19 protein-coding genes are annotated in these 24,010 nt (G+C 35.1%); 3 read left to right on the top strand and 16 right to left on the bottom strand.

Annotated elements, in window-relative coordinates; genetic code table 11:
• Window positions 1-24 precede the first annotated feature (24 nt).
• Window positions 25-3,765 carry a sigma factor-like helix-turn-helix DNA-binding protein gene (locus tag AB3M96_RS04955; protein WP_412966468.1) on the bottom strand — a complete coding sequence of 1,247 codons (3,741 nt, stop codon included), beginning with the start codon at window positions 3,763-3,765 and terminating at the stop codon, window positions 25-27.
• 265 nt (window positions 3,766-4,030) lie between these two features.
• Between AB3M96_RS04955 and AB3M96_RS04950 the strand changes: the two genes are divergently transcribed.
• On the top strand, window positions 4,031-4,426 hold the full coding sequence (locus AB3M96_RS04950) for a (deoxy)nucleoside triphosphate pyrophosphohydrolase (protein WP_412966467.1): 396 nt from the start codon (window positions 4,031-4,033) through the stop codon (window positions 4,424-4,426).
• A gap of 28 nt (window positions 4,427-4,454) precedes the next feature.
• Here AB3M96_RS04950 and AB3M96_RS04945 read toward each other — a convergent pair whose 3' ends face one another.
• The 4 genes from AB3M96_RS04945 to AB3M96_RS04930 all read right to left on the bottom strand — a co-directional run bounded on the left by AB3M96_RS04945 (window position 4,455) and on the right by AB3M96_RS04930 (window position 13,933).
• The gene (locus AB3M96_RS04945; RefSeq protein ID WP_412966466.1) at window positions 4,455-7,343 is read right to left on the bottom strand and encodes a DEAD/DEAH box helicase; all 2,889 of its coding nucleotides are present in this window, start codon (window positions 7,341-7,343) and stop codon (window positions 4,455-4,457) included.
• 336 nt (window positions 7,344-7,679) lie between these two features.
• On the bottom strand, window positions 7,680-10,967 hold the full coding sequence (locus tag AB3M96_RS04940; protein WP_412966465.1) for a helicase C-terminal domain-containing protein: 3,288 nt from the start codon (window positions 10,965-10,967) through the stop codon (window positions 7,680-7,682).
• Window positions 10,964-12,736 carry a phospholipase D family protein gene (locus AB3M96_RS04935; protein ID WP_412966464.1) on the bottom strand — a complete coding sequence of 591 codons (1,773 nt, stop codon included), beginning with the start codon at window positions 12,734-12,736 and terminating at the stop codon, window positions 10,964-10,966. Before AB3M96_RS04935 ends, AB3M96_RS04940 begins: the two co-directional genes overlap by 4 nt.
• 3 nt (window positions 12,737-12,739) lie before the next feature.
• Complete coding sequence (locus tag AB3M96_RS04930; RefSeq protein WP_412966463.1) at window positions 12,740-13,933, bottom strand: DUF6361 family protein; 1,194 nt, start codon at window positions 13,931-13,933, stop codon at window positions 12,740-12,742.
• Window positions 13,934-14,213: 280 nt separating this feature from the next.
• On the opposite strand from AB3M96_RS04930, the gene AB3M96_RS04925 reads away from it, so the two are divergent.
• Window positions 14,214-14,720, top strand: a complete 507-nt coding sequence (locus AB3M96_RS04925) for an HXXEE domain-containing protein (RefSeq protein WP_412966462.1) — start codon at window positions 14,214-14,216, stop codon at window positions 14,718-14,720.
• Window positions 14,721-14,843: 123 nt separating this feature from the next.
• On the opposite strand, the gene AB3M96_RS04920 is transcribed toward AB3M96_RS04925, so the two are convergent.
• Window positions 14,844-15,374, bottom strand: a complete 531-nt coding sequence (locus AB3M96_RS04920; protein ID WP_412966461.1) for a hypothetical protein — start codon at window positions 15,372-15,374, stop codon at window positions 14,844-14,846.
• Window positions 15,375-15,502: 128 nt separating this feature from the next.
• Window positions 15,503-16,210 carry a M48 family metallopeptidase gene (locus AB3M96_RS04915; RefSeq protein ID WP_412966460.1) on the bottom strand — a complete coding sequence of 236 codons (708 nt, stop codon included), beginning with the start codon at window positions 16,208-16,210 and terminating at the stop codon, window positions 15,503-15,505.
• A gap of 351 nt (window positions 16,211-16,561) precedes the next feature.
• Here AB3M96_RS04915 and AB3M96_RS04910 point away from each other — a divergent pair, with 351 nt between their 5' ends.
• The gene (locus AB3M96_RS04910; protein WP_412966459.1) at window positions 16,562-17,878 is read left to right on the top strand and encodes a short-chain fatty acid transporter; all 1,317 of its coding nucleotides are present in this window, start codon (window positions 16,562-16,564) and stop codon (window positions 17,876-17,878) included.
• A gap of 164 nt (window positions 17,879-18,042) precedes the next feature.
• On the opposite strand, the gene AB3M96_RS04905 is transcribed toward AB3M96_RS04910, so the two are convergent.
• From AB3M96_RS04905 to AB3M96_RS04865, 9 genes are all read right to left on the bottom strand, one after another.
• Window positions 18,043-18,261, bottom strand: a complete 219-nt coding sequence (locus AB3M96_RS04905; RefSeq protein ID WP_412966458.1) for a hypothetical protein — start codon at window positions 18,259-18,261, stop codon at window positions 18,043-18,045.
• A 130-nt stretch (window positions 18,262-18,391) separates the two neighbouring features.
• The gene (locus AB3M96_RS04900) at window positions 18,392-18,577 is read right to left on the bottom strand and encodes a hypothetical protein (RefSeq protein ID WP_412966457.1); all 186 of its coding nucleotides are present in this window, start codon (window positions 18,575-18,577) and stop codon (window positions 18,392-18,394) included.
• A gap of 21 nt (window positions 18,578-18,598) precedes the next feature.
• On the bottom strand, window positions 18,599-18,811 hold the full coding sequence (locus tag AB3M96_RS04895) for a hypothetical protein (RefSeq protein ID WP_412966456.1): 213 nt from the start codon (window positions 18,809-18,811) through the stop codon (window positions 18,599-18,601).
• A 3-nt stretch (window positions 18,812-18,814) separates the two neighbouring features.
• The gene (locus AB3M96_RS04890; RefSeq protein ID WP_412966455.1) at window positions 18,815-19,306 is read right to left on the bottom strand and encodes a hypothetical protein; all 492 of its coding nucleotides are present in this window, start codon (window positions 19,304-19,306) and stop codon (window positions 18,815-18,817) included.
• A 273-nt stretch (window positions 19,307-19,579) separates the two neighbouring features.
• On the bottom strand, window positions 19,580-20,455 hold the full coding sequence (locus tag AB3M96_RS04885; RefSeq protein WP_412966454.1) for an ROK family protein: 876 nt from the start codon (window positions 20,453-20,455) through the stop codon (window positions 19,580-19,582).
• The gene (locus tag AB3M96_RS04880) at window positions 20,452-21,114 is read right to left on the bottom strand and encodes an N-acetylmannosamine-6-phosphate 2-epimerase (RefSeq protein ID WP_412966453.1); all 663 of its coding nucleotides are present in this window, start codon (window positions 21,112-21,114) and stop codon (window positions 20,452-20,454) included. Before AB3M96_RS04880 ends, AB3M96_RS04885 begins: the two co-directional genes overlap by 4 nt.
• 76 nt (window positions 21,115-21,190) lie before the next feature.
• On the bottom strand, window positions 21,191-22,111 hold the full coding sequence (locus AB3M96_RS04875; protein ID WP_412966452.1) for a dihydrodipicolinate synthase family protein: 921 nt from the start codon (window positions 22,109-22,111) through the stop codon (window positions 21,191-21,193).
• Between the two features lie 52 nt (window positions 22,112-22,163).
• On the bottom strand, window positions 22,164-23,054 hold the full coding sequence (locus AB3M96_RS04870; protein WP_412966451.1) for a carbohydrate ABC transporter permease: 891 nt from the start codon (window positions 23,052-23,054) through the stop codon (window positions 22,164-22,166).
• Between the two features lie 14 nt (window positions 23,055-23,068).
• Window positions 23,069-23,965: a carbohydrate ABC transporter permease gene (locus AB3M96_RS04865; RefSeq protein WP_412966450.1), complete on the bottom strand. Its 897-nt coding sequence runs from the start codon at window positions 23,963-23,965 to the stop codon at window positions 23,069-23,071.
• Window positions 23,966-24,010 lie beyond the last annotated feature (45 nt).

Genomic DNA, 24,010 nt, shown 5'->3' with positions numbered 1-24,010 from the left:
AATCTAATAACGACATTTCCTCGCCTACCTTAAAGTTACGATTCCTAAACTATCAACACTTATTAGATTAGAAAAGTTTTTCAGCTCATGTGGAAGAACCTTACTATATGGACTATCTTGTTCCCTAAGGATTCCCTTTTCTACTAAGAAATCATAAACGCTACGTTCATGCATATTTCCTTCATATTCATTTTTCAAAACAAAATGTACTAGCTCTTCAAATGTTTTAATTTTACTATCTAGTTTTACGACAATTATTTTGTCATATCGATAGTTGCTTATGATTTTTGTAATTTGTCGATACCCATTCATAATAAGAATACTCTTAATTAAATATGGATTCCATCTAAGACCTATGTCAGGCAAACTTCGCTTGTACCCCTTTAGATTGCTCAAAGAGACAAACTCTTTACCTGATCTTGATTCTTCAATAAAGTCTACAAGCGTTTCAATGACATTTTCTGATATGTTTAATTTCGAAGTTGGATATAGTTTGTCTACATCACTTTCTATAAATGCCCTTTGTTCAAGAAGCTTTTTCAACAGACCAGATGCCATTACCTCTTTATAACCATAATTCACAATGAAGTCTTGAAGTGCTTTCCTAGTTGTTTCTCCGTCAAAATGATTGATAATAACATCTTCAAAAGTAGTAAATTGACAACCATCAAGATATAAATAGTTTGAATGGCCCTTTAATTCGGGCATTAATATCTTAATAATTGAAGATAACTTTATAGAATCGTCTATTCCCTTTTTCGTTATCAATGATGAAAGATTTGGATCAAACTTCATTTCACGTAGCAATAAACCAGAAGTTGTAAACCCATCTTTAGTTAAGTTCTTATTTGTAAATTCGATCAAATTATGTTTATCTTTTTCAGTTAAACCAATCCGATCAAAAATGATTACTTTATTCGTTCCCCAACCTAGCAATTTTCTCGATGAGGATATTCCTAGGTCGATTTTTGTTTGCTTCCAACCCAGTCTATCTTTTAATTCCGTTTTATCACAATAACCGCCTAAAGAATCGATCAGAGCAAGAAGTGTTCCCTCAATGTTTTGCTTATCATCATCCGTTTTAAAAATGTTTAGCGTATTCCCTTTTCCAATATTATAATCGTCATCAAGGAAATATCGAACAATAGAGTATAGATGAAGCTTTGTGTGAATATTAATTTCTTTCAACTCATCTTCGAACTCAGTAAAAACTTCTTCTATATTGATTACAGGACTAATTTTTAATTGTTTTTTTAGATAATCATCAATCTTCGAGATAATTCTTTGATCAAAAGAATCCTTATCAAACCATGCGAACGTAGATCGATCTACTAAAATGATTTGTTCTGTATCCCTTAATCTCGCATCAACTGCCCTTAATGATGAAGAAAGTTCATAATTTAAGTGTTTCTTTGCTAAACTCTGGAGATAATCGTAGCCTTCCTCATCTAGCCTTAGCGGTTCAGAAATAAAGTTTTTGAATAAAATTTCTAGAACGTCTGAAATAGTCAATTTTCCCCTTGAATAAAGTTCTCCATACGGGAGAAAACCATAATGTTCAATGAGCTTTTGGATAATTGGTAAAGAAGGATCCTCTACACCAAGAGTTTCAAGTATGTCCTCTAATGAATCTTCAAATTCATTTAAATAAAAGGTAGCTGGTAAATCTGCAATAAAATTATCTAACACATCAAATTTTATCTTCTTTTCTGGTGTAAAGAAGAATGCATCTAGCTTTTCAAAATAAGTAAATCCTTTTACATCTTCCTTAAGAATCTCCAATATAAAGTCATTCTCTTTACCTACTAATGCCAATAATTCATCAGATGTAATAAGTGATTTAGAAGAAGATAATAAAGACACTACGGAATAAAAGTAATTACGACCAAGGAACTGCTTTACATACTTTAATGCCTTTGCAGCAATTTGTCTTACACGCTCCCGAGTAACATTAAAATGTTTACCTGTTTCTTCTAATGTTAGCTTTTGACCGTAACGAAATTTGAGAATCTCATATTGATTGCCTCGTAGGGATTCCTTTAATTCATTCATTAACGAGACAGGCTTTTTCGCCTTTCTAACCTTCCTATGCAATTCAATAATTTGCTGATTTGTAAATTGATCCTCTATATCTTCAAGCTTTAACCCATTTATATCCTCTAGAGTGGATTGGCTAACTGTGTCACCCTCCACTCGAAATGCCTCTAAAAGTGCTGAAACTCTAACCTCACGAACTATTTCATATAATTCAGCATCATCAAATTGAATCCCTTGTGATACGACTTGTACAGACCTGTTACTCTTGATAAGTTCATTTATATACTCCAGCTTTTTCTTACCAACACCTGGTACTCTTGCAAACTCAGTCATATGAGAGGCAGTAATTTCATCTACTGTAGTAATTTGATGATTTACACAGAACTCTCTAAACAATATATATTTATTATCCATAAAGAGATCATTAATCTTCATACCACTCGTAATAATCGTTTCAGTAGAACTTGTGTCTTTTGGTAGGAAGTCTAATTCACTTAGGCGTTCTTGTACATCTTTTAGTCTTCCAGCACCAACACCTTTTGCATGAGCAAATTCTAACATGTCCTCATCTTTAATTTCTTGTAAGTAGTGTATTCCCTTTTTCGCACAGAAACGACGAAATGAATTATATTTATTTGCTTGAAAGACATTTCTTATTGAGAGTAACCCTGTAGGTTCTTGTTCTTGTTTACTGTCCCTGTCTTTAGGAGAAAGTATCGTCTTTTGAAGGGCTTCCACTACATCTTGCACTTTTTTAATCCCTATTCCTGGGGATTTCGAAAACACATTAATATGGGATTGTTGGATTTCTCCAATTGTAGTAATCAAGTTTTTTTCACAGAATGCAAGAAAGCGATTGAACTTATTACCAATAAAAATCTCTTCAATAGCAATTGAACTTACTTTCTGAGTGATGGATACATCATCCGAGGAATAACCAGGATATTTACTAACCAGATCCTCTAGGCTTGAATATATTAAAGATAATAATAATTCATTAACGGATAGAACCTTAGCTCTTCCCACACCATAAGAATTACTAAATTGTTCAATCGTATCACTAGTTATTTGGATTAAATTTTGGACTTTTTTATTCTCACAAAATCTATTAAAAGCCTTAAATTCATCCCCATTAAAAACTACATGAACAGGGGTCTTTTGAAAAAACTTCTCTAGTTTATAAAGAAAACTCTGTTCCGTTATATTGCCACTTTTAGTAGTTTCATATTTCTCTGGTGTCTCTATTACTCTATCAGCCTTACTTGCAGATCCATTAATTTCAAAACCAGCTCTTTTGAACTCATCTTCTAAAGAATGAACATCAATTCTAGCATTTAACAACTTAAAACCCTTTAGAGGAATTTTATGAAAAAACAGATCACTATTTACCTCAAACCTATGGACGAATCCTGATAAACCAAAAAGATTAAAATCTATCTTCTTATATCTATCACTATTGCTGTGTGCCTCGATATAACTGGATATAGTTGGAGAGTAGTTAGGTATAATGTTATTAGGTTTTTCAGTATGGAACTTAAAACACCTTAAAGATAACTCATCAATCATTTTTATAAAACGATCTCTGTCTTGTTGATAAAGTGATCTAAGGAAATCTAACGAGATTTTATTATTAACAACTATACTGTTCATTTTTAATAAATTAATATTATTACTATATAATTCATTCAGTTCATATACATTTGTAGGAAATTTCACATAATCTTGCATAATTGCCCCCAAGATAATTAGTTATATACAATATTTTACTATAGATAGTTAATATGATCTAGATCTGTATAAATATTGGAAATATAGTTGATATCCAAATTGGGATCCTATGTTAAACAAAAAGCCACTCAAGAAGAGTGACTAAATTAATATTGTGAATTAATAAAGAAAGCTTTATTCTCTTAATTAATTCTTATAAAATTTGTTTATGTAATTATTCTACAAAATGTTATAGTATCTAAAAGTTAATTATTTGGAGGAAAACATGAAAAAAATAGTAAAAGTAGTAGCAGCAATCATAGAAAATGCCCAGGAAGAAATATTATGTGCTTTGAGATCACCATTAATGACAATTCCTAATATGTGGGAATTTCCAGGTGGAAAAGTAGAAGCAGATGAAGACATTTTTACTGCCTTACAAAGGGAAATTCAAGAAGAATTACAATGTGAAATAGAAACAAAGGAAATATTCAATGAGAACGTTCATGAATACGAGACGTTTATCATCAACTTAATCTCGATCAAGTGTAGAATAATTAATGGTTCACCAACCCCATCAGAACATTCAAAACTAATTTGGTTGAAGCGAAATAACCTTGCCTCTCTTAAATGGGCTCCTGCAGATATTCCTGCAGTTGAACAGTTAATTAACGAAGTATAGCCTTCTCAATTGAGAAGGCATTTTTCTTTTATTCGCTTGTGATGTAATGATAGAGTTTTGGTTCAATTGCATGTTCAAGGGTTAATTCAAGTGTAACAACTGGTATCTCTTTATCGTTTTTATCTAACATCACTGTTTGTACAGCTGTATCTTTTTTCGGGTGTGCCATACCTAAATAATAAAAATCAGAACCTTCATCATCATCTTTTTTTACGAAAATATGGAGATCAAAGTTTCTTTCATCTGCGAAGATTATTTTTTTCACTTCTTCTGATTGTAGGGTTCTATTACTTTTTGTAAAATATTTGATTAGCTTTGGATTTAAAAATTCATCTCCATACTGCACACTTGAATCAATGTTTTCATCCTTATGGTAAGTTATAAAAATTGGACAAGTACCATGTTTTGGTTTGTATCCATACATAGTAGAACTCTCGTCGTTATGCCAATTCAATAACTTACAAGAATCTTTTCTAGAGTATTTCTGGTAAAGCGTTAGTGGTTGTTTAGAATTATACTTTTCAGTTTTCTTTTTTGCTGTTTCTACAAGATCACTGATGAGGTCCCTAAAATAGTCATTAGTAGTAATGCTTTTTTTTATAGAATTATTAAATCTATACGTATTATCTTCATAAATAACAATTGGTTTTTCTCCATATTTCTTTATTGTTGTTTGTGTAAAAAATTCAAGACTAAAGATTCGCTCAATAGAATACAATGTATCCTCATCTATAAAACAATCATTAGATGATAACTCTTGTAAATATTCAATGTTAACTAGTTCACCTTTTTTTAGTAATAATTCCACCAATAAAACTTCATGTTTTCGTTTTCCATTTAGGACTTCTAGTGATAAAAATGTGAGAACTTGTTGTTCATATATTGAAAGTTGTGGAATTTCTTCTTTCATCTTGACTAAAAATTGATAATAATTCGTATGCTCCTCTACAATTACTACTGGATCAATTGAATTATGTTCTACAAAGTCAATCAGATTTGGAATTTTCCCAATTCTATTTTTCAATTCGATGTAGGCTTCTCTTAATATTTTTAATGAAGTAAGTTTACTGTCATTAATTGCCTTAAATACTTGTTTTGCTGCAATTTCCTCAAAGTTTATTGTTGAAACACCTTTAATATAACTTGTATCCTTCATATTCCTACGGACAATATCTTTATTCTGTGATTTGTCTCCCGATAGCGCAATAGGAATGAGATAATTATTTCGATAGTTTCCAATGAAGTCAATAATTGTAACAAAGTCTTTTGAATCATGCTTTCTTAATCCACGACCTAATTGTTGAATAAAAATAATGCTAGATTGGGTTTGCCTTAGCATCACAACCTGATTTACACTAGGAATATCAATACCTTCATTAAAGATATCAATAGTAATTATGTAATCTAATTGTCCATTTTCTAATTTGCTTACTTGAAACATTCTCTCCTCTTGAGAATCATCACCTGTCAACGCAACAGTTCTAAACCCTCTTTCGTTCAGTGCCACTGAAAGTTTTTTTGCTTCTTCCTTTCCACTACAGAACATTAACCCTTTTACACTTTTGCCTGAATGTCCATAGTAATGAACCTTTTCAATGATATGATTAACTCTTTCCTCTGTAACAAGCTTAGATAATGTAGCTGTTTCATCGATTAGTTCACCATTTAATTCATAATCTGTTACTCCAAAATAGTGAAATGGGCAAAGCATATCCTCTTCAAGTGCTTCCTGAAGACGAATTTCGTATGCAATATTATAATCAAATAACTCGTAAATATTAAAGTTATCAGTACGCTCTGGTGTTGCAGTCATACCTAGTAAAAATTTCGGCTGAAAATAATTGATTACTCTAAGATAGGACTCAGCCCCAGCTCTATGTACCTCATCTATTAGTATATAATCAAACTCCTTAGGATCAAATTGATGCAATACATTCTCTTTTGAAATCGTTTGGATTGTTGCAAAAAGATACCTAACATCTGATTGTTTAGTTGTTCCTGATAGAATACCAAAATCCTTACTTAGTCCACCTAAGATTCTCTGATAATCAGTCTTTGCTTTTTGAAGGATTTGCTCTCTATGGACAATAAACAACATTCTTTTAGGAACATAACTACGAACATCAAAAGCTGATAGATACGTTTTTCCTGTCCCAGTTGCAGAAATGACTAATCCTTTATTATTATTCTCACGAACCATCTGAATATTTTGTAGTGCAGCCTCTTGCATTTTGTTAGGTTTAATTTCAATGGCATCTTTCAAAGAATTAGTTCGATATTCATCAGGAAACTCCACAATTTTTTCTAAATCAGGCAAATATACTCGTTCTACAAATGTCTCTTCATACTGGTCAACCCATTGAGGAGTTAACAGATGGGATTCTTTCCACACATCTTCAAACTGCTTAAGGAAATGATGTATAATCTCTCCATTTTCATGAGAGGTTAACTTCACATTCCACTCATAATTTACCTTTAAAGCATGTGCCGTTAAATTCGAGCTACCAACTATTAAAGAGAAATGGGTATTCTGACGAAATATATACCCTTTTGAATGAAATCCCTTTAAATCTGTCAATCTAACCTCAACATTTGTAATTTTCATCAGCTCTCGAAACACTTTTGGGTGATTGAACTGAAGAAAGGTGGATGTGAGTATCCTTCCCTTAATACCTCTCTGCTTTAAATCCCACAGATGAGACTTTAATGTCGCCAATCCACTCTCGGTTATAAACGCAACAGAAAAGAAAAACTCCTGACAATAATTTAATTCCTCTAATAGAGTAGACAATACATTTTCACTTTGTACCATATTATTTACTAATAACTTTGGTTTAAAAATATCTACTTTGTTATATGATTGATCAATAAACCCTTTATATAGTGACTCTTTTAAATTTTCAATAAAATGCGTCATTTGTGCTCCTCTACTTACGTGAATTATTAAATTTAAAACTAATTAAATTTCCCAGTATTTGTCTAATTATGTATGTAAGTATATTTTAACATTTATTTTGATAGTGTGTAATCTTGTTGGAGGTTTATAAAAATCAGTTTTACAACGGAAAATAAGCTCAATTTACGGATGAGCTTATTTTTCGAATATATTCACTATTATGAAATATAAACAACATCATTATAGAATTTACCAATAGACTCGCCGTCTAGAACCCTAAACACAGAACCCAATAACATTAATGTTACTATTTATATTAAAATAACCATCTACCTTAAGTAGTTTAACCTTTATTTATTATCTGCTCTCAATCATTTCCCTCCCCTTATAAAACGGACTCAAATTCATAAACAACTCATTCAATTTATCCTCTTCTATATCATTCTCAAAAATATATTCAAGCAGTTCCTCTTGCCTTGCTTGCCCTAGACTTAACCTGTATAGAGAAAGAATTTTAATAAGCCGCTCATACTTAACTCCGTCTCTACTTAACGGGTATACAGGGACAATCCTTTCAATCTTTACCTTTTGATCTGCTGGGAGGGACCAAAATGGTACTAGTTCGGAATTTTCTTCTCCCTTTTCATGGATATTTGCTTGAGTAAACATTTCGTTCCAAATATCTTCGTTAAAGGAAATAGAATTATACTTTTTAGCGATATTTTGTCGTATAGCTAAGCACTTATATCGGTTAATTCGCCCCTCACGTTGCTCGAGATCAATTGGGTTTGAGGGTAGATTCCAATGCATAATCTTTCTACAGTAATAGTGAAAGTCTAACCCTTCTTGGCCAATTGAAGTTGTCGCTAGGACAAAAGGTCGAAACGGTGAATTAAATGACAACCTTATGTTATCTTTACGTTGAACGCTTTTATCTTCATTCTTCATGTCATAAAAACCAACTGCGTAATTGGTTCTCATTTTTATATACTTGTCTACTTTGTCATTCCGCTTCTTCTTAGGTTTGGTTCTCTCTTTAAAGGAATTAAACGTATCCACATTGAAGCTTGCACTATGAGTTTTCAAGGAATGAATCATCGTACGAGTTAGTTCTCTATTTCTCAATCCATCTTGTCTGTTATAGAGCCCGCCTTCTTCTAGAAGCATATGTGCATATTCATCTAACATCGCTTGAATATTACCATCCACACAATATGAAAGTACATTTTGCCAGTGTGCAGAATCATTTCCTTTACCGTATTCTAACTCCACTATTGAGATGGCCTCTTGGGTATTAAAACGATCAATAATTGTTTTTCCAAGGTGAATAGCTTGTACAATGGATTCACTACTTGGAGCAGCAAGAACCCTTAATCCACAAATAGCAGGCGAACCAATTGCCATATTTACCATTACTTCTAGTAAGTCATCAGGCTGTCTACCTAATACTGGAGCCTCGTCAGATAGATAAATATCTCTTAACTGTTTGAAATGCTTTAAGAGAGCTGCTTTATCAGTTTCTTTATTATTTTCTTCATCCGTTTCAAGTGTTGGTAAGAGCTCTTCACTCTGAAACCACTCGTTTATAACCTCTTCATTTCGATCCAATAACAGAGGTGCAATATAATACCATCTTTCATCCCGTCGTGCGTTTTCTTCATTAGGAGTATATTCTACTTCTGAAAGTAACTGTTTTATTTTAGATTTTATCTCCTCTTTAATAACTACTAAACTCTTCTTTTCATTTAGTACCTTAATTGGATCGAACAATCTTGATAAGGTTATCGAAGGGTATAGCAGACACAATTGATTCATATTTGCAGGAACATGGTCCCTCATTGCAAATGTTAATCTAGGTGCAGGAAATCTACGTTTTGCGAAATAACTCTTGTTCTCTTTCGTTTTGTTAGGACTCTTTTTAATAAGCTCTCCAACTGTTAGTCTCTCTGACTCGTATGAAAGTAACGTAGCGATTGCTCTCGGAACCATTTCCCATGCTGAAAACACTAATACCTTCGAAAAATCACTCATACCCTCGTATGGACCTTCGAACTCATAATAAGGAACAGAAGGTGGGATCCACATTAGTTTCTCAGCTTGTTTTGGTATTGCAATTTCTTTCAATTTTTCTAATCTTGCATTGGTTTCAGGTAATTCACGGTAATTAGACACTACATTTTTCGTTACCCATAAATTACGTTTATTAGCAAGACTTATTTCATTTGGATTTTTACTGAAATATTGGAATATCTTTTGCTTCAGCTTATAATGCTCCATATACGACATGAGAAAAGGAGCTGACTTGACGTAATCGACAGGAACCTTATCCTCTAATCCTATCTCTTGCAATAGATTATCTAGTTCAACGTAAGAGAGTATATCCCGCTCCGTTATTTGTAAGGTACCTTGTTCATTACTAGTATCTATTAATTCACTTGCACCTTTCACTAACATTCTTTCCGTTCTAGCGATTCCTTTGTATAGGCTATCCTCTGCCTGTTGTTTTTTAGCAGAGAGTACCGCAAAATCAAGGACACTTGCTTGACTTAAGGCAATTGAAAAATTGTTCCATACTTCTTTAAACTCAGTTTGTTGGTTAGGATCATGCTCAAATAAGAAATCAGTAACTTGCATAAATTCCTTATAATGATCATCACTTTGACTCTCCGTCATTTCCTCTAACGTTGTGTATAGCTTATAGGGAGTTGCTGATAAAAGAAGTATTTTTACCTTTTCTCTGTCCTGTTTTGGTGAATTAAAGAATTTATTTGCGAGTAATGCTGTCTCACTCTCATCATCCGTTTTAATTAATTCCGGGAAACGTTGAAACTCGTCCATGATAACTAGATCTGGGTCCATTAGATCTACACTTATTTCAGCCATCATTTTTCGGAGCCTGTGTATTACCTTACTAGTTCCTTTTGGAGTGTCGTTACTTTCTCTTAATTCAGTACATACGTCTTTTATTTGTTCAAAAATATCATCGTTTTTTGTAAAGTAGTCTTCTACCTTTTTGAGAATATGTTTTATATACTCACCATTACTATTCGCATTACACTTTTGCACTTTTTCTTCATAATGGTTTTTAGCCCAATAATCCCACCCTTTAAATGCAGTATCCTTCATGAGAACCTCTATCTCTTCCAGATACGGTTCAAGTGGTTGATATCTTCTTAGGATTGCAAAAATCAAGGACCGTTCAGCTACACTCCCCCTACCTCCAGTTAAGTTAAATGAAGTGGAAGGTGTAAGTGGAATGAGTTGTATATAATTTTCTTTAAGTGCTGGGTTATATTGATCTTCGAATATTTTTAAATGTTGCATCGATAGTCGTGTATCAGACATGTGCTCTAATGTCACTCGGTCATCAATTTTCAACTTCGCTAAATTTTGACCAGCAATACTTTGGTTCGAACACACATAAACCACTTTAAATAATTCATCTTTTAATGTTTCTTGAAAATAACGAGCTGTTTTTGCAATGACACCCCGAGCAATCATCGTCTTACCTAGACCAACCTCATCTGCTACAAGTACTCTAGAATAATCATTAACTATTAACTCGAATACTCTCTCAACAGTTGCTCGTTGAAAGTCCTTCAATCCTGCAAGGATCTCCTTTTCCTTTTGAACTAAGTTAATCATTTCCTCACCTTCTTTGTAGCACCAATAAACGTTTCATATAAACGATTGAACTCTTCTGGTATGATTTCGTCATCCTTAATGTAATTCATTATGTTTTCAACATCCTGCAATTTTTCAGGTGAACGAGCAGCCGCCTTAAGCATGTTCTCATAAAGGACTGGATAATCAGACATTGTAGTATCCCACTTTCCAGCACCATTCCTTTTCATTTCAAGTTGCTCAATGGCTGCCAAGATGAAATCATCTGATAGTAAAAAGGCAACATACCGTAAGAAAGTATACTTGTCCTTAATAATCGAACGAAAAACTTCATTATCACGTTCTGCTGGTATACCCTCAGTTGGAATTTTAATAATTCTTGTAAGAGTCTCTCCATCCTTGATAGCTGTAATAGTATAGAACTGTCCTAATTCTAATAAGCCAAGATCGTAGAAGACAATTTCATTTGCTAATAACAAGCTCTGCTTGCTCAATAAAGGACTGATAGAGAATTCAACATTGGATGGAATTTCATCAAATGTTATCTTTAATGAGTAATTATTTTCTTCCCCATTTACATATGCCTTAGAACTTGCTCTGCAAAGTTGTTTGATAGCTTTTTCCATTTCATCAGAAAGGATTGTATCGGTTTCACCCTTCTCAGGTAATATTTCGATTTTCTCAAATGGATTATCTCGTTCATCTTCTCCAAACAAGTCATTTAACAAATGCTGTATTCTAAATCCATACTTTTGATAGTCCAATCTTAGTAAAAATTCAACATTGCCATTAAAAGCTCTTTCTGAACAATTAGCTGATCCTATAAAAATCTGATGCTCATTATATTTCGTACGAGCATATAACTTAGCATGAATATCTTGAAGCTGTGCCATTTCATTTACTTCATTTTCACCGCTAATCGCTCCTTCACCTTCTACTACCAGATCCTTAAGAGCATAAATATCGAAGACATCAACTACTGTTTCGTCAAGTTTTGCTAACTCTGTTCTTCTAGTTATTAATGTTTTTGATGCATTTTTTAAAGATAAGCGATTAAGACTTGAAACAGTTTGGTTACTTAAAAATGGAGAAATAATAAGTAAATGATGGTAATTCTCAAAAATACCTGTCTCATCTTTTCCATAACCATCGATCCCTAATGGGTAAAACTCAAACGATGGTATGTGCTTATCAACTGGATCAAAATGAACATAGTCTAGATCTGATATCAAGCTTTGGATTTGGTCGTTTTTTTCATCGTCCTTAGAATAGGGAATTAGAAACCGTAAAAAATCAGAGATAGGTCTGTTTTTTAGAGTTTTACGCTTATTCTTTTTCCCTTCTAGACCGATAGCCAAGTCCCAGCTACGATCAAAGGTCAAATTACGAGTTAAAACGAGGAATCGATAGAGTTCTTCCTCTTCTTCATTCCTATACTTAATCAACCAAACCTTTGGGTGAAATGACTTTTCATTTGCTAGTGCTACTTCAAATACACTGTTCTCCATTAAAGAAAAAACATTGTTTGCATTTTGGGGCGTTTTGATTTGACCCGCCTCACAAAAAATAGCAAATTTATCTACACTTCTTCTTAGTGCTTCAAGTACATATATGGGATTCTCCTTAAAGGTACCTTCCATTTCCTCCGATAGACTAAGAGCAATTGGAACACCTACAAGTGCTTCTAAATCAAGAGAATAAGTTGTCCCAACTGCAAAATCAACATCATACCCGGTAGGAGGCGTTAACAAATCACTATAATTCAGTCTTTCTTCTGCTGGCTTTAACATTACTTAGTCCTCCAATCCGTCATAGATGTCTTTCATTAAATCCTTTGCTACAGGGAATCGATATACCAATTTATCAGAACCTACCCAATTGCCTTCCTCATACTTATATACCTTGCTATTTTGGAGCTTAGCACGGTCCTTTGATTTTAGTTCTATTTCACGTCGAATTATTAACTCGTCGATTTCCTTGTCGTTTCCAGATGCAACTACCTGCTGCCAATTATTCAGGAATCTCACTAATTTCATATTCTTTATTTGTAATCGATTAATAACCTCAACGAAATCGAAATTATGAAACTCATACTTAACAAAAGGGCTATTTATCCATTCATTCCATTTTTCGTTTGCATTTTCATTTTCACCATTTGAAAGAACGACGTTATAACGTATATTTGCACCTGAAATAAACTCACTGAATTTATTAGCCATTCTATAATCTTTTTGAATTTGTTCAGGAAGCTGCTGATACTTCTCACCAATTTGTTCAAAGGTATCGACTTGTAAAACACTGGAGTCTTGGTTGAGTAAGTATGCAAATAATGTGTCTTTAGACTTAGGAGCTTTTACTATACGTTCCTTTAAATACAATGCTTCCTCTCTAGAAAGGTCCATTGTTATATTCTCTTTCCATGACGGATCCGGTAATAAACATCGCCAAAACGTACTAGAGTATTCTCCTGATGCCGTATCAATGTCGTCATTTTCTTCATTTCCACTATTAATAGCAAATGTCCTATTTTCTTTCATGCTAAATACCGCTTTGGAATAATTATCAAGAGAAAGAGAGTCGTATTTTAATATTCCAAACGTGCGAAGACCATTCCAATAAATACTTGAAGGCTTTCTCTTCAACTTTCTCCCCGCTCGCCCGCCAATCACTCCACTTACACCATCTTTGTTTAGAACTTCGATTAAATCAATCTCAATTTCACCAAGCCTATTCAAGAAATCCTTAGGAGATCGAAAGCTCACTTTTTCTAACTCCATCAGAATATAGGGAACAATAAAGAAATATTTTGCTCTTGTTTGGATAGTCGATGTACCAGGAAAAAGAATGTCGGCAAATCCATCACGAACCAACCCAATTCCAAGTTCATCAACTGCCTCAGGTGCTGTAAGTGCATGGAGCACTGCCATAACTTTATTTCTATGTTCACTGGAATAATCAATCCAGCCTAACTTAAGTTGGTTAACCATTTTTTCCTCCTCAAATACACAGTCCAATTCTTATCTATCTCAATATTTTCCATTATAACAAAGAAAGGTATACCGAAAATGGTACACCTTATAAACAGGTACAGCTATAAATGTCACTTTTATCATTTATTATATAAATTTCCTAACTGCTAAATTTCAACCAGCCCAATCCCATGACAGTAGTAGATGCAAATATGTTTGTAATTTTATGATACTATTTAAAGAGAAGGTTTATCCGTTATATGTTTAATAGATATCAGCTGAAACGAGGTACAAAACGTTGAATCCTAAGTTACAAAGGTTTCTAATACTATTCCCATTCCTCTACTTACTTCACGATATAGAAGAAATTATGACCGTCGAAAAGTTCCTCATCACAAACTCAACTAGTATTCCTTTTCGAGTTACAGGGGCTGAATTTGCTTTTGCTTTTACACTTTTATTGATATTTGCTTCAATAGGTTGTTTCAAAGCATTTTCGGGGCGCAAGTTTCTTAGAATGGAGCCGACCACTTACCTATCATTTTTAGTTCCTGGTATTCTATTAGCAAACGGGATCGGTCATGTATTGCAATTCATCTTTTTCAAAGACTATGTTCCTGGAATCATTACCACCATATTAATAATATTTCCTTATTCCTTTTTGACGGTTAAGTTTCTTATTACTGAGAGGATATTAACAGTAAAGAAGTTTCTGAGCTTTTTACTCATAGGCTTTGTATTACAGGCACCTCTTGCATTAATTGCGCATTTTATATCAAAATTAACTTTTTCATTTTTATTCTAAAGACAGATTTGGCAATTCCGATTTATGTAATATCTTTTTATCGAGCCTACTTCGTAAGTGTGGCAAGGACGGATCGAGTATCTACTATCTTTGTATATACTAACCTAACTTTAGCCCATTAAATTACCTTTCAACTATCACATTTTCTTCATCATCTAAAATTTTATAATGAATATTGTGAGTTCGTTCATAAACATCTTCTGATAGTTTCTCATAAACAATATTTGTTTCTGATATTTGTAAGGTAGAATTATAGAGCACATTACCTTCCTCATCTTCTAACGTATAATTAACAGTTTCAGCATTCGGGTAATTAAAGACGCCTCCCCATACTGCACCAATTGAACTACGTCCAACCGAAGTAACTCTAATAATCTCATATTCCTTTGATAAATCTATACCTTGCGAGTGTTCTCCAGTTCCCGAGTCATATTTATACCTCGACTTTTCTTTTGTATAAGTATTTAAGCTTAGCATCGGTTGTCCTGTGAAATCCTCGTTTAAGAACAGAACAATCTGATCCACTTCATCCTGGAATAATATCTCAACATTTTCGCTACCATTCTTTTCAATCGCATCCAAAAGTGTAGGTGATGAACATCCTCCCAAACTGAAAAACAACAAAATTATTAATAGCGGATGAAATAGTTTCATACCTTCCCCCCATAATTACTTTTTTATCAATCTCTTAATTCCCGCCTATATAGTAGCGATATGTTCCAAATATTAAAAGGCGCCACAACCCCAGTGCGATTAAGTATTACTAAACGGGGAGTCCTGCCCTAAATTGTCATTTTCCAGTTTGATAAAGCTAACCAGCGCTCTTTTTCCTTGTAGTCGGGCATTATTTTCCCTACAAGACGCCAGAAAGAGCGATCGTGATTCAGATGCACCATGTGACACATTTCATGGACCACCACATAGTCAATTACCTCACGAGGCGCCATTGCTAGCCTCCAGTTGAATGTTAAATGGTGTTGTGAATCACAAGTTCCCCAGTTAGTTTTACTGTCAGTAATACGTATAGAACGTGGTTTGTTTTTGAAATGTCGTTGATAATCGGTTACACCCGTCTCGACCAATGACTTACACTGCTGAAAATAATATCGTTTTAATGCTTGTTGATATCTTTCATTCTCAAGTTCCTTCACATATACATATAGCTTCTTTCTATCGAACACAACATGGTCTTGAGTAATATCTTTATCTTGGATGATCTCAATAGGATAAGTATCTCCTAAATATAAAAAGCTCTCATCATTCACATAGAGCTTTTCCTGCGAGCCATTTATCCTATCCTGCATTTCGTTTACTTTTTCCTGAATCAGAACCCAGTTGTCTTCCAATACCCGGAGCACACTTTCATAAGATGTCCCTTTTGGAGCCTGTACTTCAATTCTCCCATAGCCATCAATCGAAATGCCGATGGAGGTTCTGTTCTTGTACTTGATATCAAATTGTATTGTGTTGCCTAGGTAAGTATGTTCCATGTCGTTTCCCTTATCCTCTAAATGTAATAGCTTATCCTTTTAGAAAGGACTTATAATTCAATTAAGTCTATCTCATTACATACTATAAGACAACGTGAAACCTAAATAGGTGCCTGAACCCGGTGTGTTAAAGCGTTACTGCATTGGGGGTCAGGCACCTTCACGCGAGATTGGGCACCGGCTGATATACCGACGGTGGATAAACTTCAATAACTAGATTAAAAGGTATGGTAGCACGGCAATAGAATCCTAGTTAGTTTTCTCCCCCTATTCCCATCGGAACAGACACCTTGCAAACCTGTCATATTCAAATCCCCTTCTTCATACTTTTACTAGTAAAGGAGGGAGAACATGTTAAATAGAATATCAGATCGGTTTTCGCAGTTCATTCATCGTTATTTGCCTGATGCGTTTGTAATTGCTGTGTTAATGACGTTGTTTGTATTTGTCTTGGCCTTTTTTTCAACACCGGATAATCCAATGGATCTGTTTCAATCGTATGGTAACGGCTTTTGGACTTATTTAGCTTTTACGATGCAAATGGTGCTGCTCCTTATGACAGGAATGGTATTAGCTTCTGTTCCATTTATACGAAGAGGTTTAGAAAATCTATCTGCTAAAGCCAATACTGCACGCAAGGCCTATTTATTTACTTTTTTAATCTCAGCTGCCGCCTATTATATCAACTGGGGGTTAGCAGTCGTAGTAGGAGCAATCGTTGCCCGTGAAGTTGGAAAGCGAAATCAGAATGCGCATTTTCCACTTTTAGTTGCTTGTGCATATGCTCCAACCGTACTGTATACTGCAGGACTATCAAGTTCTATTGGATTAACAATTGCAACCAAAGACCATTTTCTAGCCAACGTAATGGGTGTTATTCCTACTTCTGAAACAATCTTTCATCCTGGAACGATCATAATCTTCTTAACCCTACTCATCACCATACCAATTTTCATCCTACTAATGGCCCCATCAAAAAATGTCATTCCATATACAGCTAAAGGACCAAAGAAACAGATTAAATTTGAGCTTGAAGAAGATAAGAAAACACCTGCTGCTGTCCTAGAGGACACTCCTATTTTAGGGATATTAATTGGTTTAGTAGGTATCGTATATGCTGTTTTACATTTTACAAACAGCCAAGATTTAAACTTAAATATTATTAATATACTATTTTTATCACTCGGCCTTATCTTTCACGGATCACTTGCTCAATATGGAAATGCGTTCAAAGAAGCAGCAAATTCTATTTCTCCTATCATTCTACAATTTCCGTTTTATGCGGGTATCATTGCCCTACTCGGTAGCTCTGGTCTTGCTGCAACTATAATAAACGGAATGACTTCCATTTCAAGCTCTGAAACGTTCGGGGTCTTTACGTATTGGACAGCAGGTCTTGTTAACATCCTAGCACCATCTGGAGGTGGGCAATGGGCACTCCAGGGTCCGTTACAAATACCTGCAGGGATGGAACTTGGTGTAGATCCAGCAGTTGTGGCGATGGCAGTTGGATGGGGAGATGCGTGGACGAATCTAATTCAACCGTTCTGGGCGTTACCTATCTTAAGTATTGTCGGGTTACACATTAGACATATCATGGGCTACTGTATCTTGTTGAGCGTTTGGATTGGAGTTGTAACGACAATATTAATCTATTTTGTGTATTAAGTACGAAGTAAAAAACACACTTAGCTTAAACACCCTAACTTGTAGTAGAAATTGGATCATCAATGTAAAAAGACAAAAGGCATTGCGTAAGCGATGCCTTTCAGTCGTAATTTAGTTTCTTCAACTCAAGCTACCCGTTAATTCAATTAGAAAATGTATTGGCTTTACTTGTTCTTTTTAATACGTGAATGTCTTTTGTCAGCCGCACTTAGAACAAATAAAGAAGCAAACCCCCAGATAAAAGCTTGGATAATCATAGTCATCCAATTATCAATAGGAAAAGAGAGTGATAACAAAAATAAAAGTAATGGACTAAATAACAGTAAAGACAGCCCAATAAAAAATGCCTTCTTTTCAGGTAACGCTTTAATTTTAACTAACATTATTATCACCCCGTTTAATCATAATAGACAAAAGTAATATTAAGCATAATTTTTTTATCAGGATTACAAAGGTTTTTTATTCAACTCATACACTCGTTACTTTAAATACAATCATGCACAAACTAAGCGTTTAATCAAAATATTGTTCTATATTGGACGAGTCAAATCCACTAATTATTTGATAACTAGTCTGATTACTTGTGCTGTAATCGAATATCATTAAATAATTTTCATCATAAACTGTTATTCCCAATTTTCTCTCACCATTTGTTCTTAGTGTTAACCAGTAGGATTCATCAAAATTAATTGACCCCACTTCCTCTTCCTTTAATTCCGCCTAAGAGAAGTGTTTTAGTAATTGCATAATATCATTATCATTTTCAATAAATGCTTCCTTTTCAGCGGAAGACTTAATCATTTCGATAGATGTTATTTCTGGCATTTCAAGTACAACCTCATTAAAAGTTGGCTTACTTCTTAAATTAAATAGATAAAAAGCACCAATAATTACAATTATAGTTGTGATGGTAATTCCTGCAACTTTCTTCAACAACTACTCTCCCTTATTATTTATATTTAATAATACAGTCAAGTCGAGAAATTCTAGTTCCATTTCTGCTTCTGCTTTCGAACGATAAACGGTAATTTTATCATAGGGTTTCAAGTTGTCTTGCCACGTTCCTATATTACTCAGAAAATCTTCTTCGTTTTCAGAAATTATAAAGCACTCTAAATCCCTATTTATATAACAAATTGGTGCGTCACTTTCAGAATCACACTGTTGGTAAACAGTTCCGATAAACCCACCTTTACTATCTTTTGCCATAATATCTACATGTGGAACCGTAAAAAACTCTATATGTGGAATATCATCGTCAAAGATAAATTGAATATCATAATCGCTGGCACATTTTCGATACTCTTCATTTTTGTAGTGAGCACTCATAGGAAAAATTGTTGTCCCTGCTAGTATAACTTCAGTATCTTCTATATTTACACTTATGGCTCCAGTTAATTGTGTTCTATCTAAATAAACTTTTTGCATCTCAACCTCCGTTTAATACTATTTAAAAGTAAATGCTCATTACTTTTGTGATTTCATATTGAATTAACCCGTTTGTTCAATATGGAATTCAACAAAAAAGGTGGTTAATCCTTCTAAGATCAACGAACCCTTTAATTTAATTGAAAACATTACAATGTTTTGATTAAAGTTTATAACTTTTAATATAAAAAAAATAAACAGCGATTCGACAAGTGACAGGCACTTCTATTAAAAAAGGAGCATGTGATTTGTATATCACGTGCTCCTTCCATTTCAATTATTCCTCTCTAAAAAATGATAAACCGCCCCAATCATCCCAGCATTATTCCCTAGCTTTGCTAAAACGATCTCAGTGTCACTATAAAACCCAGGTTGTAAATACTTCTGTACCTCAAGCTTTACTTCCTCTAAGAACAGCTCTCCTCTTCCAGTTAAAGCTCCACCTATAATGACTTTTTCCGGATTAAAAATATACACTAGATTCGCTATTCCTATCGCTAGATGCTTATAAAAATGGGCAACGGCTACTTTGCACGTTTCATCTCCCTGGTCATACCGCTTAAAGATTTCTTTTCCTGTCCAGCTTCGGTATTCCTTGTTTCTTTGTACATATCGTATCAAACCGGTTATCGATGCATTTTTTTCAAAGGGTTCACCTTCAACGAGCATATAACCGCATTCACCTGCTTTACAGGTGTGACCTGAGTAGATTTTGTTGTCAATTACAATCGCTCCACCAATACCTGTACCAATTGTAAGAACGAATAGATTACTAGAATCATGGTTTCCCAGCCACATCTCACCTAGGGCAGCACATTCCACATCATTTCGGACTTCAACAGGTAAATTGAGAGCTTTCGAAACAAGTGCCTTCACTTCAAGACCTGTATAATTGGGAATGGTTTCTCCTGCACCAACAATCGTACCGGTACTACTATCCACCTGGCCGGCAGTGCTAATGGCAATAGCATCAATTGTATGAGTCATAGTTATGTCCTTACTCACAGCAATGAGCTTATTAATAATAGCCATTCCACCCAAATAGGCTTCCGTATCAAGTAATCCTTTCGAAAGGATCTTTCCGGTTTCGTCTACAATCCCATATTTTATATGAGTCCCCCCGATATCAAAGGCTAGAAATTGTCTCATACTCCTTTAATACCCTCCATAAAACCTTTTGTAATCAATTGTGGTCGTGTTATAGCTCCGCCTACAACAATTGACCATGCTCCCAACTCTAGCATTCTACGAGCTTGCTCAGGTGTAGTGATTCTACCCTCTGCTATTACAGGTAGGTTTGTATTCTTACAAAGCTGTTTCACCAGTTCGAAATCAGGTCCTTCTATTTTTGGACTGTCAGCTGTATAACCTGATAGAGTCGTAGATACCATATCAACTCCACAGCCAATTGCATACTCCGCGTCCCCGACTGTTGCAATATCCCCCATCACTAACGTGTTACTATGTTCATGAATATAACGAACCAAGTCTTCTAGCCTTTCTGCATTCGGCCTTTTCCGAATCGTTGCGTCTAGCGCAATGACTTCTGGATTCACTTCAAGTAATTCCTTCACTTCCTTTAAAGTAGGAGTAATAAATACCTCACTATCGCCATACTCTCGTTTGATCAGCCCAATAACTGGTATACCTATTATTTTCTTGATAGCAGCAACATCTGAAGCAGAGTTGCTTCTTATCGCTTTCGCTCCACCTTCTTTAGCCGCTGTAGCCATTTTCGCCATTACAACTGATCCGTGTAATGGTTCATTTTCAAGTGCCTGACAAGAAACAATTAAACTTTTATACACTTTAGTAAAAAAAGGATGAACCACTTCTTCATCTCCTTTTATGATGAATGGACACTACTAAAATAGAACTCTACCTCTAACGTTCCCTATATTTTTGGATGACAGTAAGAATCTTATTATTCAATTCAGTTAAGCTGTCATAGTCCGCCTCTAGCACTGGTAACAACGGTAATCTTGGATTACCGGTCTGTATCCCTCGAAGTGAAAGGATATACTTGCAAGCTCCGTATAACGAAGGATAACTGAGCAGTTTCGTGATGATCGAATTGATTTTAAATTGAAGCTCTTGAGCAACTGCAAGTTTGCCTTCCGTAATCAATTGCTCTAATTGGCAAAATAACTCAGGCATCACTCCATACGTTCCACCAATGCCTCCATCTGCTCCCATCATTCTCCCGCCCAGAAATTGCTCATCCGGACCGTTATAAACTAAAAACTCTTTTCCTGCATTTGCTTTAAATTGTTGAAGCTCAAACACACTTTCTCCTGACATCTTGATTCCAATCACTTTTTCCTGTGCTGCCATTTTCTTAAATAGTTTCTGAGTTAATTGGAACCCTGTTGTTTGCGGAATATGGTAGATAATAAATGGCAGAGATGTGCTATCAATCATTTCCTGCCAATGCTTTTCAACAGCATGCTCAGATAGTCTGTAGTAAATAGCCGGAACAGACGAAACGGCATCAGCCCCAACCATTTCCGCATGTCTGGCAAGTTCAACGCTCTCTTTCGTCGAATTCGCACCCACATGGACGAGGATTGTTAACTCTTCTCCTACCTCCTCCATAACCGCTTCCAGTACCTTCATTCTCTCTTCCCTTGTTTTGAGAATTCCTTCTCCTGAGCTGCCGCAGACGTATAACCCCTTCACACCCGTACCTACATAAGAGCGAGCCAACTGCTTTACTCGTTCCGTACACACTTCACCTTTATCATCATACGCAGAATACATCGCAACAAAAATACCTTTAAAATTGTTCAAATCCCATTTGGTCATAATGTCATCTCATTTCGCTAATCAAAGATTATTTATCCGCACAATTTGTTTTTTAGCCTTTAACCGCACCAAGTGTAATTCCTTGTGTAAAATACTTCTGGAACATGATGAAAATCGTAATCATCGGAATAGACGCAAGTGCTGCTCCAGCCATCAAGACTCCGTAATCAGTCCGATATTCCCCCTGCATCGTTGCTACACCTAACGGCAGGGTCATCATATCTGTCGACCTTGTAATAACAAGCTGGCTAAAGTAATCGTTCCAGCTGGTCATAAACGTAAATATAGCTAACGCACCAAGAGCTGGTTTCAGCATAGGTAGAACAATTGATACAAACGTACGAATATGACCTGCCCCGTCCATTTTTGCAGCCTCTAACAATTCATTTGGTATCGTTTGAGAAAATTGTTTCATAAGGAAAATACCAAATGGCCAGCCAATTGCCGGTAAAATTAATGCGCGATACGTGTCCACCCAGCCTAAATCCGCAAGCATGGTGAACAAAGGAACAAGTATAACCTGTTTCGGTAGAGCCATAGCCGCGATAAGAATCGTAAAAATAAGCTTACGACCTGGGAATACTTTCTTTGCTAGCACGAAGCCCGCTGTCGCACTAACTAGACAAACAGCCACCATTTCACAAAAGGAGATAAAGAAACTATTAAATGTCCATCTCCAAACCGGATTACTAAACAATGTCACCCAATTATCAAGTACTGGTTGTAATGGGAACCATTCTGGAGGTATCGTTGTTGCGACTACCTGTGGTTTGAAGGAGCCTGTTACAATCCAGTAAAATGGAAAGATAAAAAATAGTGCTGACATAATTAAAAGAATAACAGTGATTATATTTATAGGACTTAATTTAATTGGACGCTTTTTTCGTGCTTTAACCTGTTTCTTACGCGAAAGGCTATTCTCTTCATTTATAACTGTTTTCATTTTAGTTCCCCTTTCTAATACTCTACATCACTGCCAAAGTATTTAAATTGAATCACCGAGATAACCCCAATGATCACGGCCAGAACAACACCCATAGCCGAAGCCAATCCGAAATTACCAAGAAGGAAGGCCTGCTCATAGACACCATACATAACAGTCGAGGTACTATAGATTGGACCACCAGATGTAAGTAGTTGTATGAGCGCAAAGATCTGAAACGAATTTATCGTCGTAATCACGATGACATAGAGGTTGGTTGGCATGAGTAACGGCCAAATAATCCTTCGGAAAATTTGCCATGGAGTTGCCCGGTCTATTTGTGCTGCTTCGATATAGGTTGTTGGAATGTTTCCTAACGATGCAATGTAGAGAATAATGGGTTGACCAACAGAAGTTGTAATTAGAATAGCCGTTATCGCCATTAATGCTGTTCTTGTATCACCTAGCCAAGAAATCGGTTCAAACCCCACCAAACCCGTAAGGTAGTTAAGGACACCAAAGTTCGGGTGATAAATCCAACCCCAGACGACTGTCACACTTACGACAGACGTTACAGCAGGCAGATAAAATACTCCTCTAAAGAAGGAGCGAGTAAATTCGCTTCTCTTATAGACAGCGAGAGCAACAAAGAGTGAGAAAACAATGACAATTGGAACAGCAACGGCAACGATAATAACGGTATTTCTCAACGATTTATGGAAGGTTTCATCATGAAGCAGTGTAATATAGTTCTCCAATCCAATAAATTCAAAGCTAGTTAACGTGTATTCAAAGAGACTCATATAGCCCCCTTTTATCATCGGATAGAGGACAAAAACAACGAAAAACGTGAGAGCCGGCAATAAAAACAAATAACTCATAAGCCAATCGTAGTATACGTTTTTCTTTAATTTGTGGACGATTGCTGACATGTTATTCTCCTATTCTATTTTTTTAGTTAAAAGGAGCAGCGTTTA

The sequence above is a fragment of the Ferdinandcohnia jepli genome, from assembly GCF_047246645.1.
Taxonomy (GTDB): domain Bacteria; phylum Bacillota; class Bacilli; order Bacillales; family Bacillaceae_L; genus Ferdinandcohnia.
This window is presented reverse-complemented; position numbering and strand designations above follow the sequence as displayed.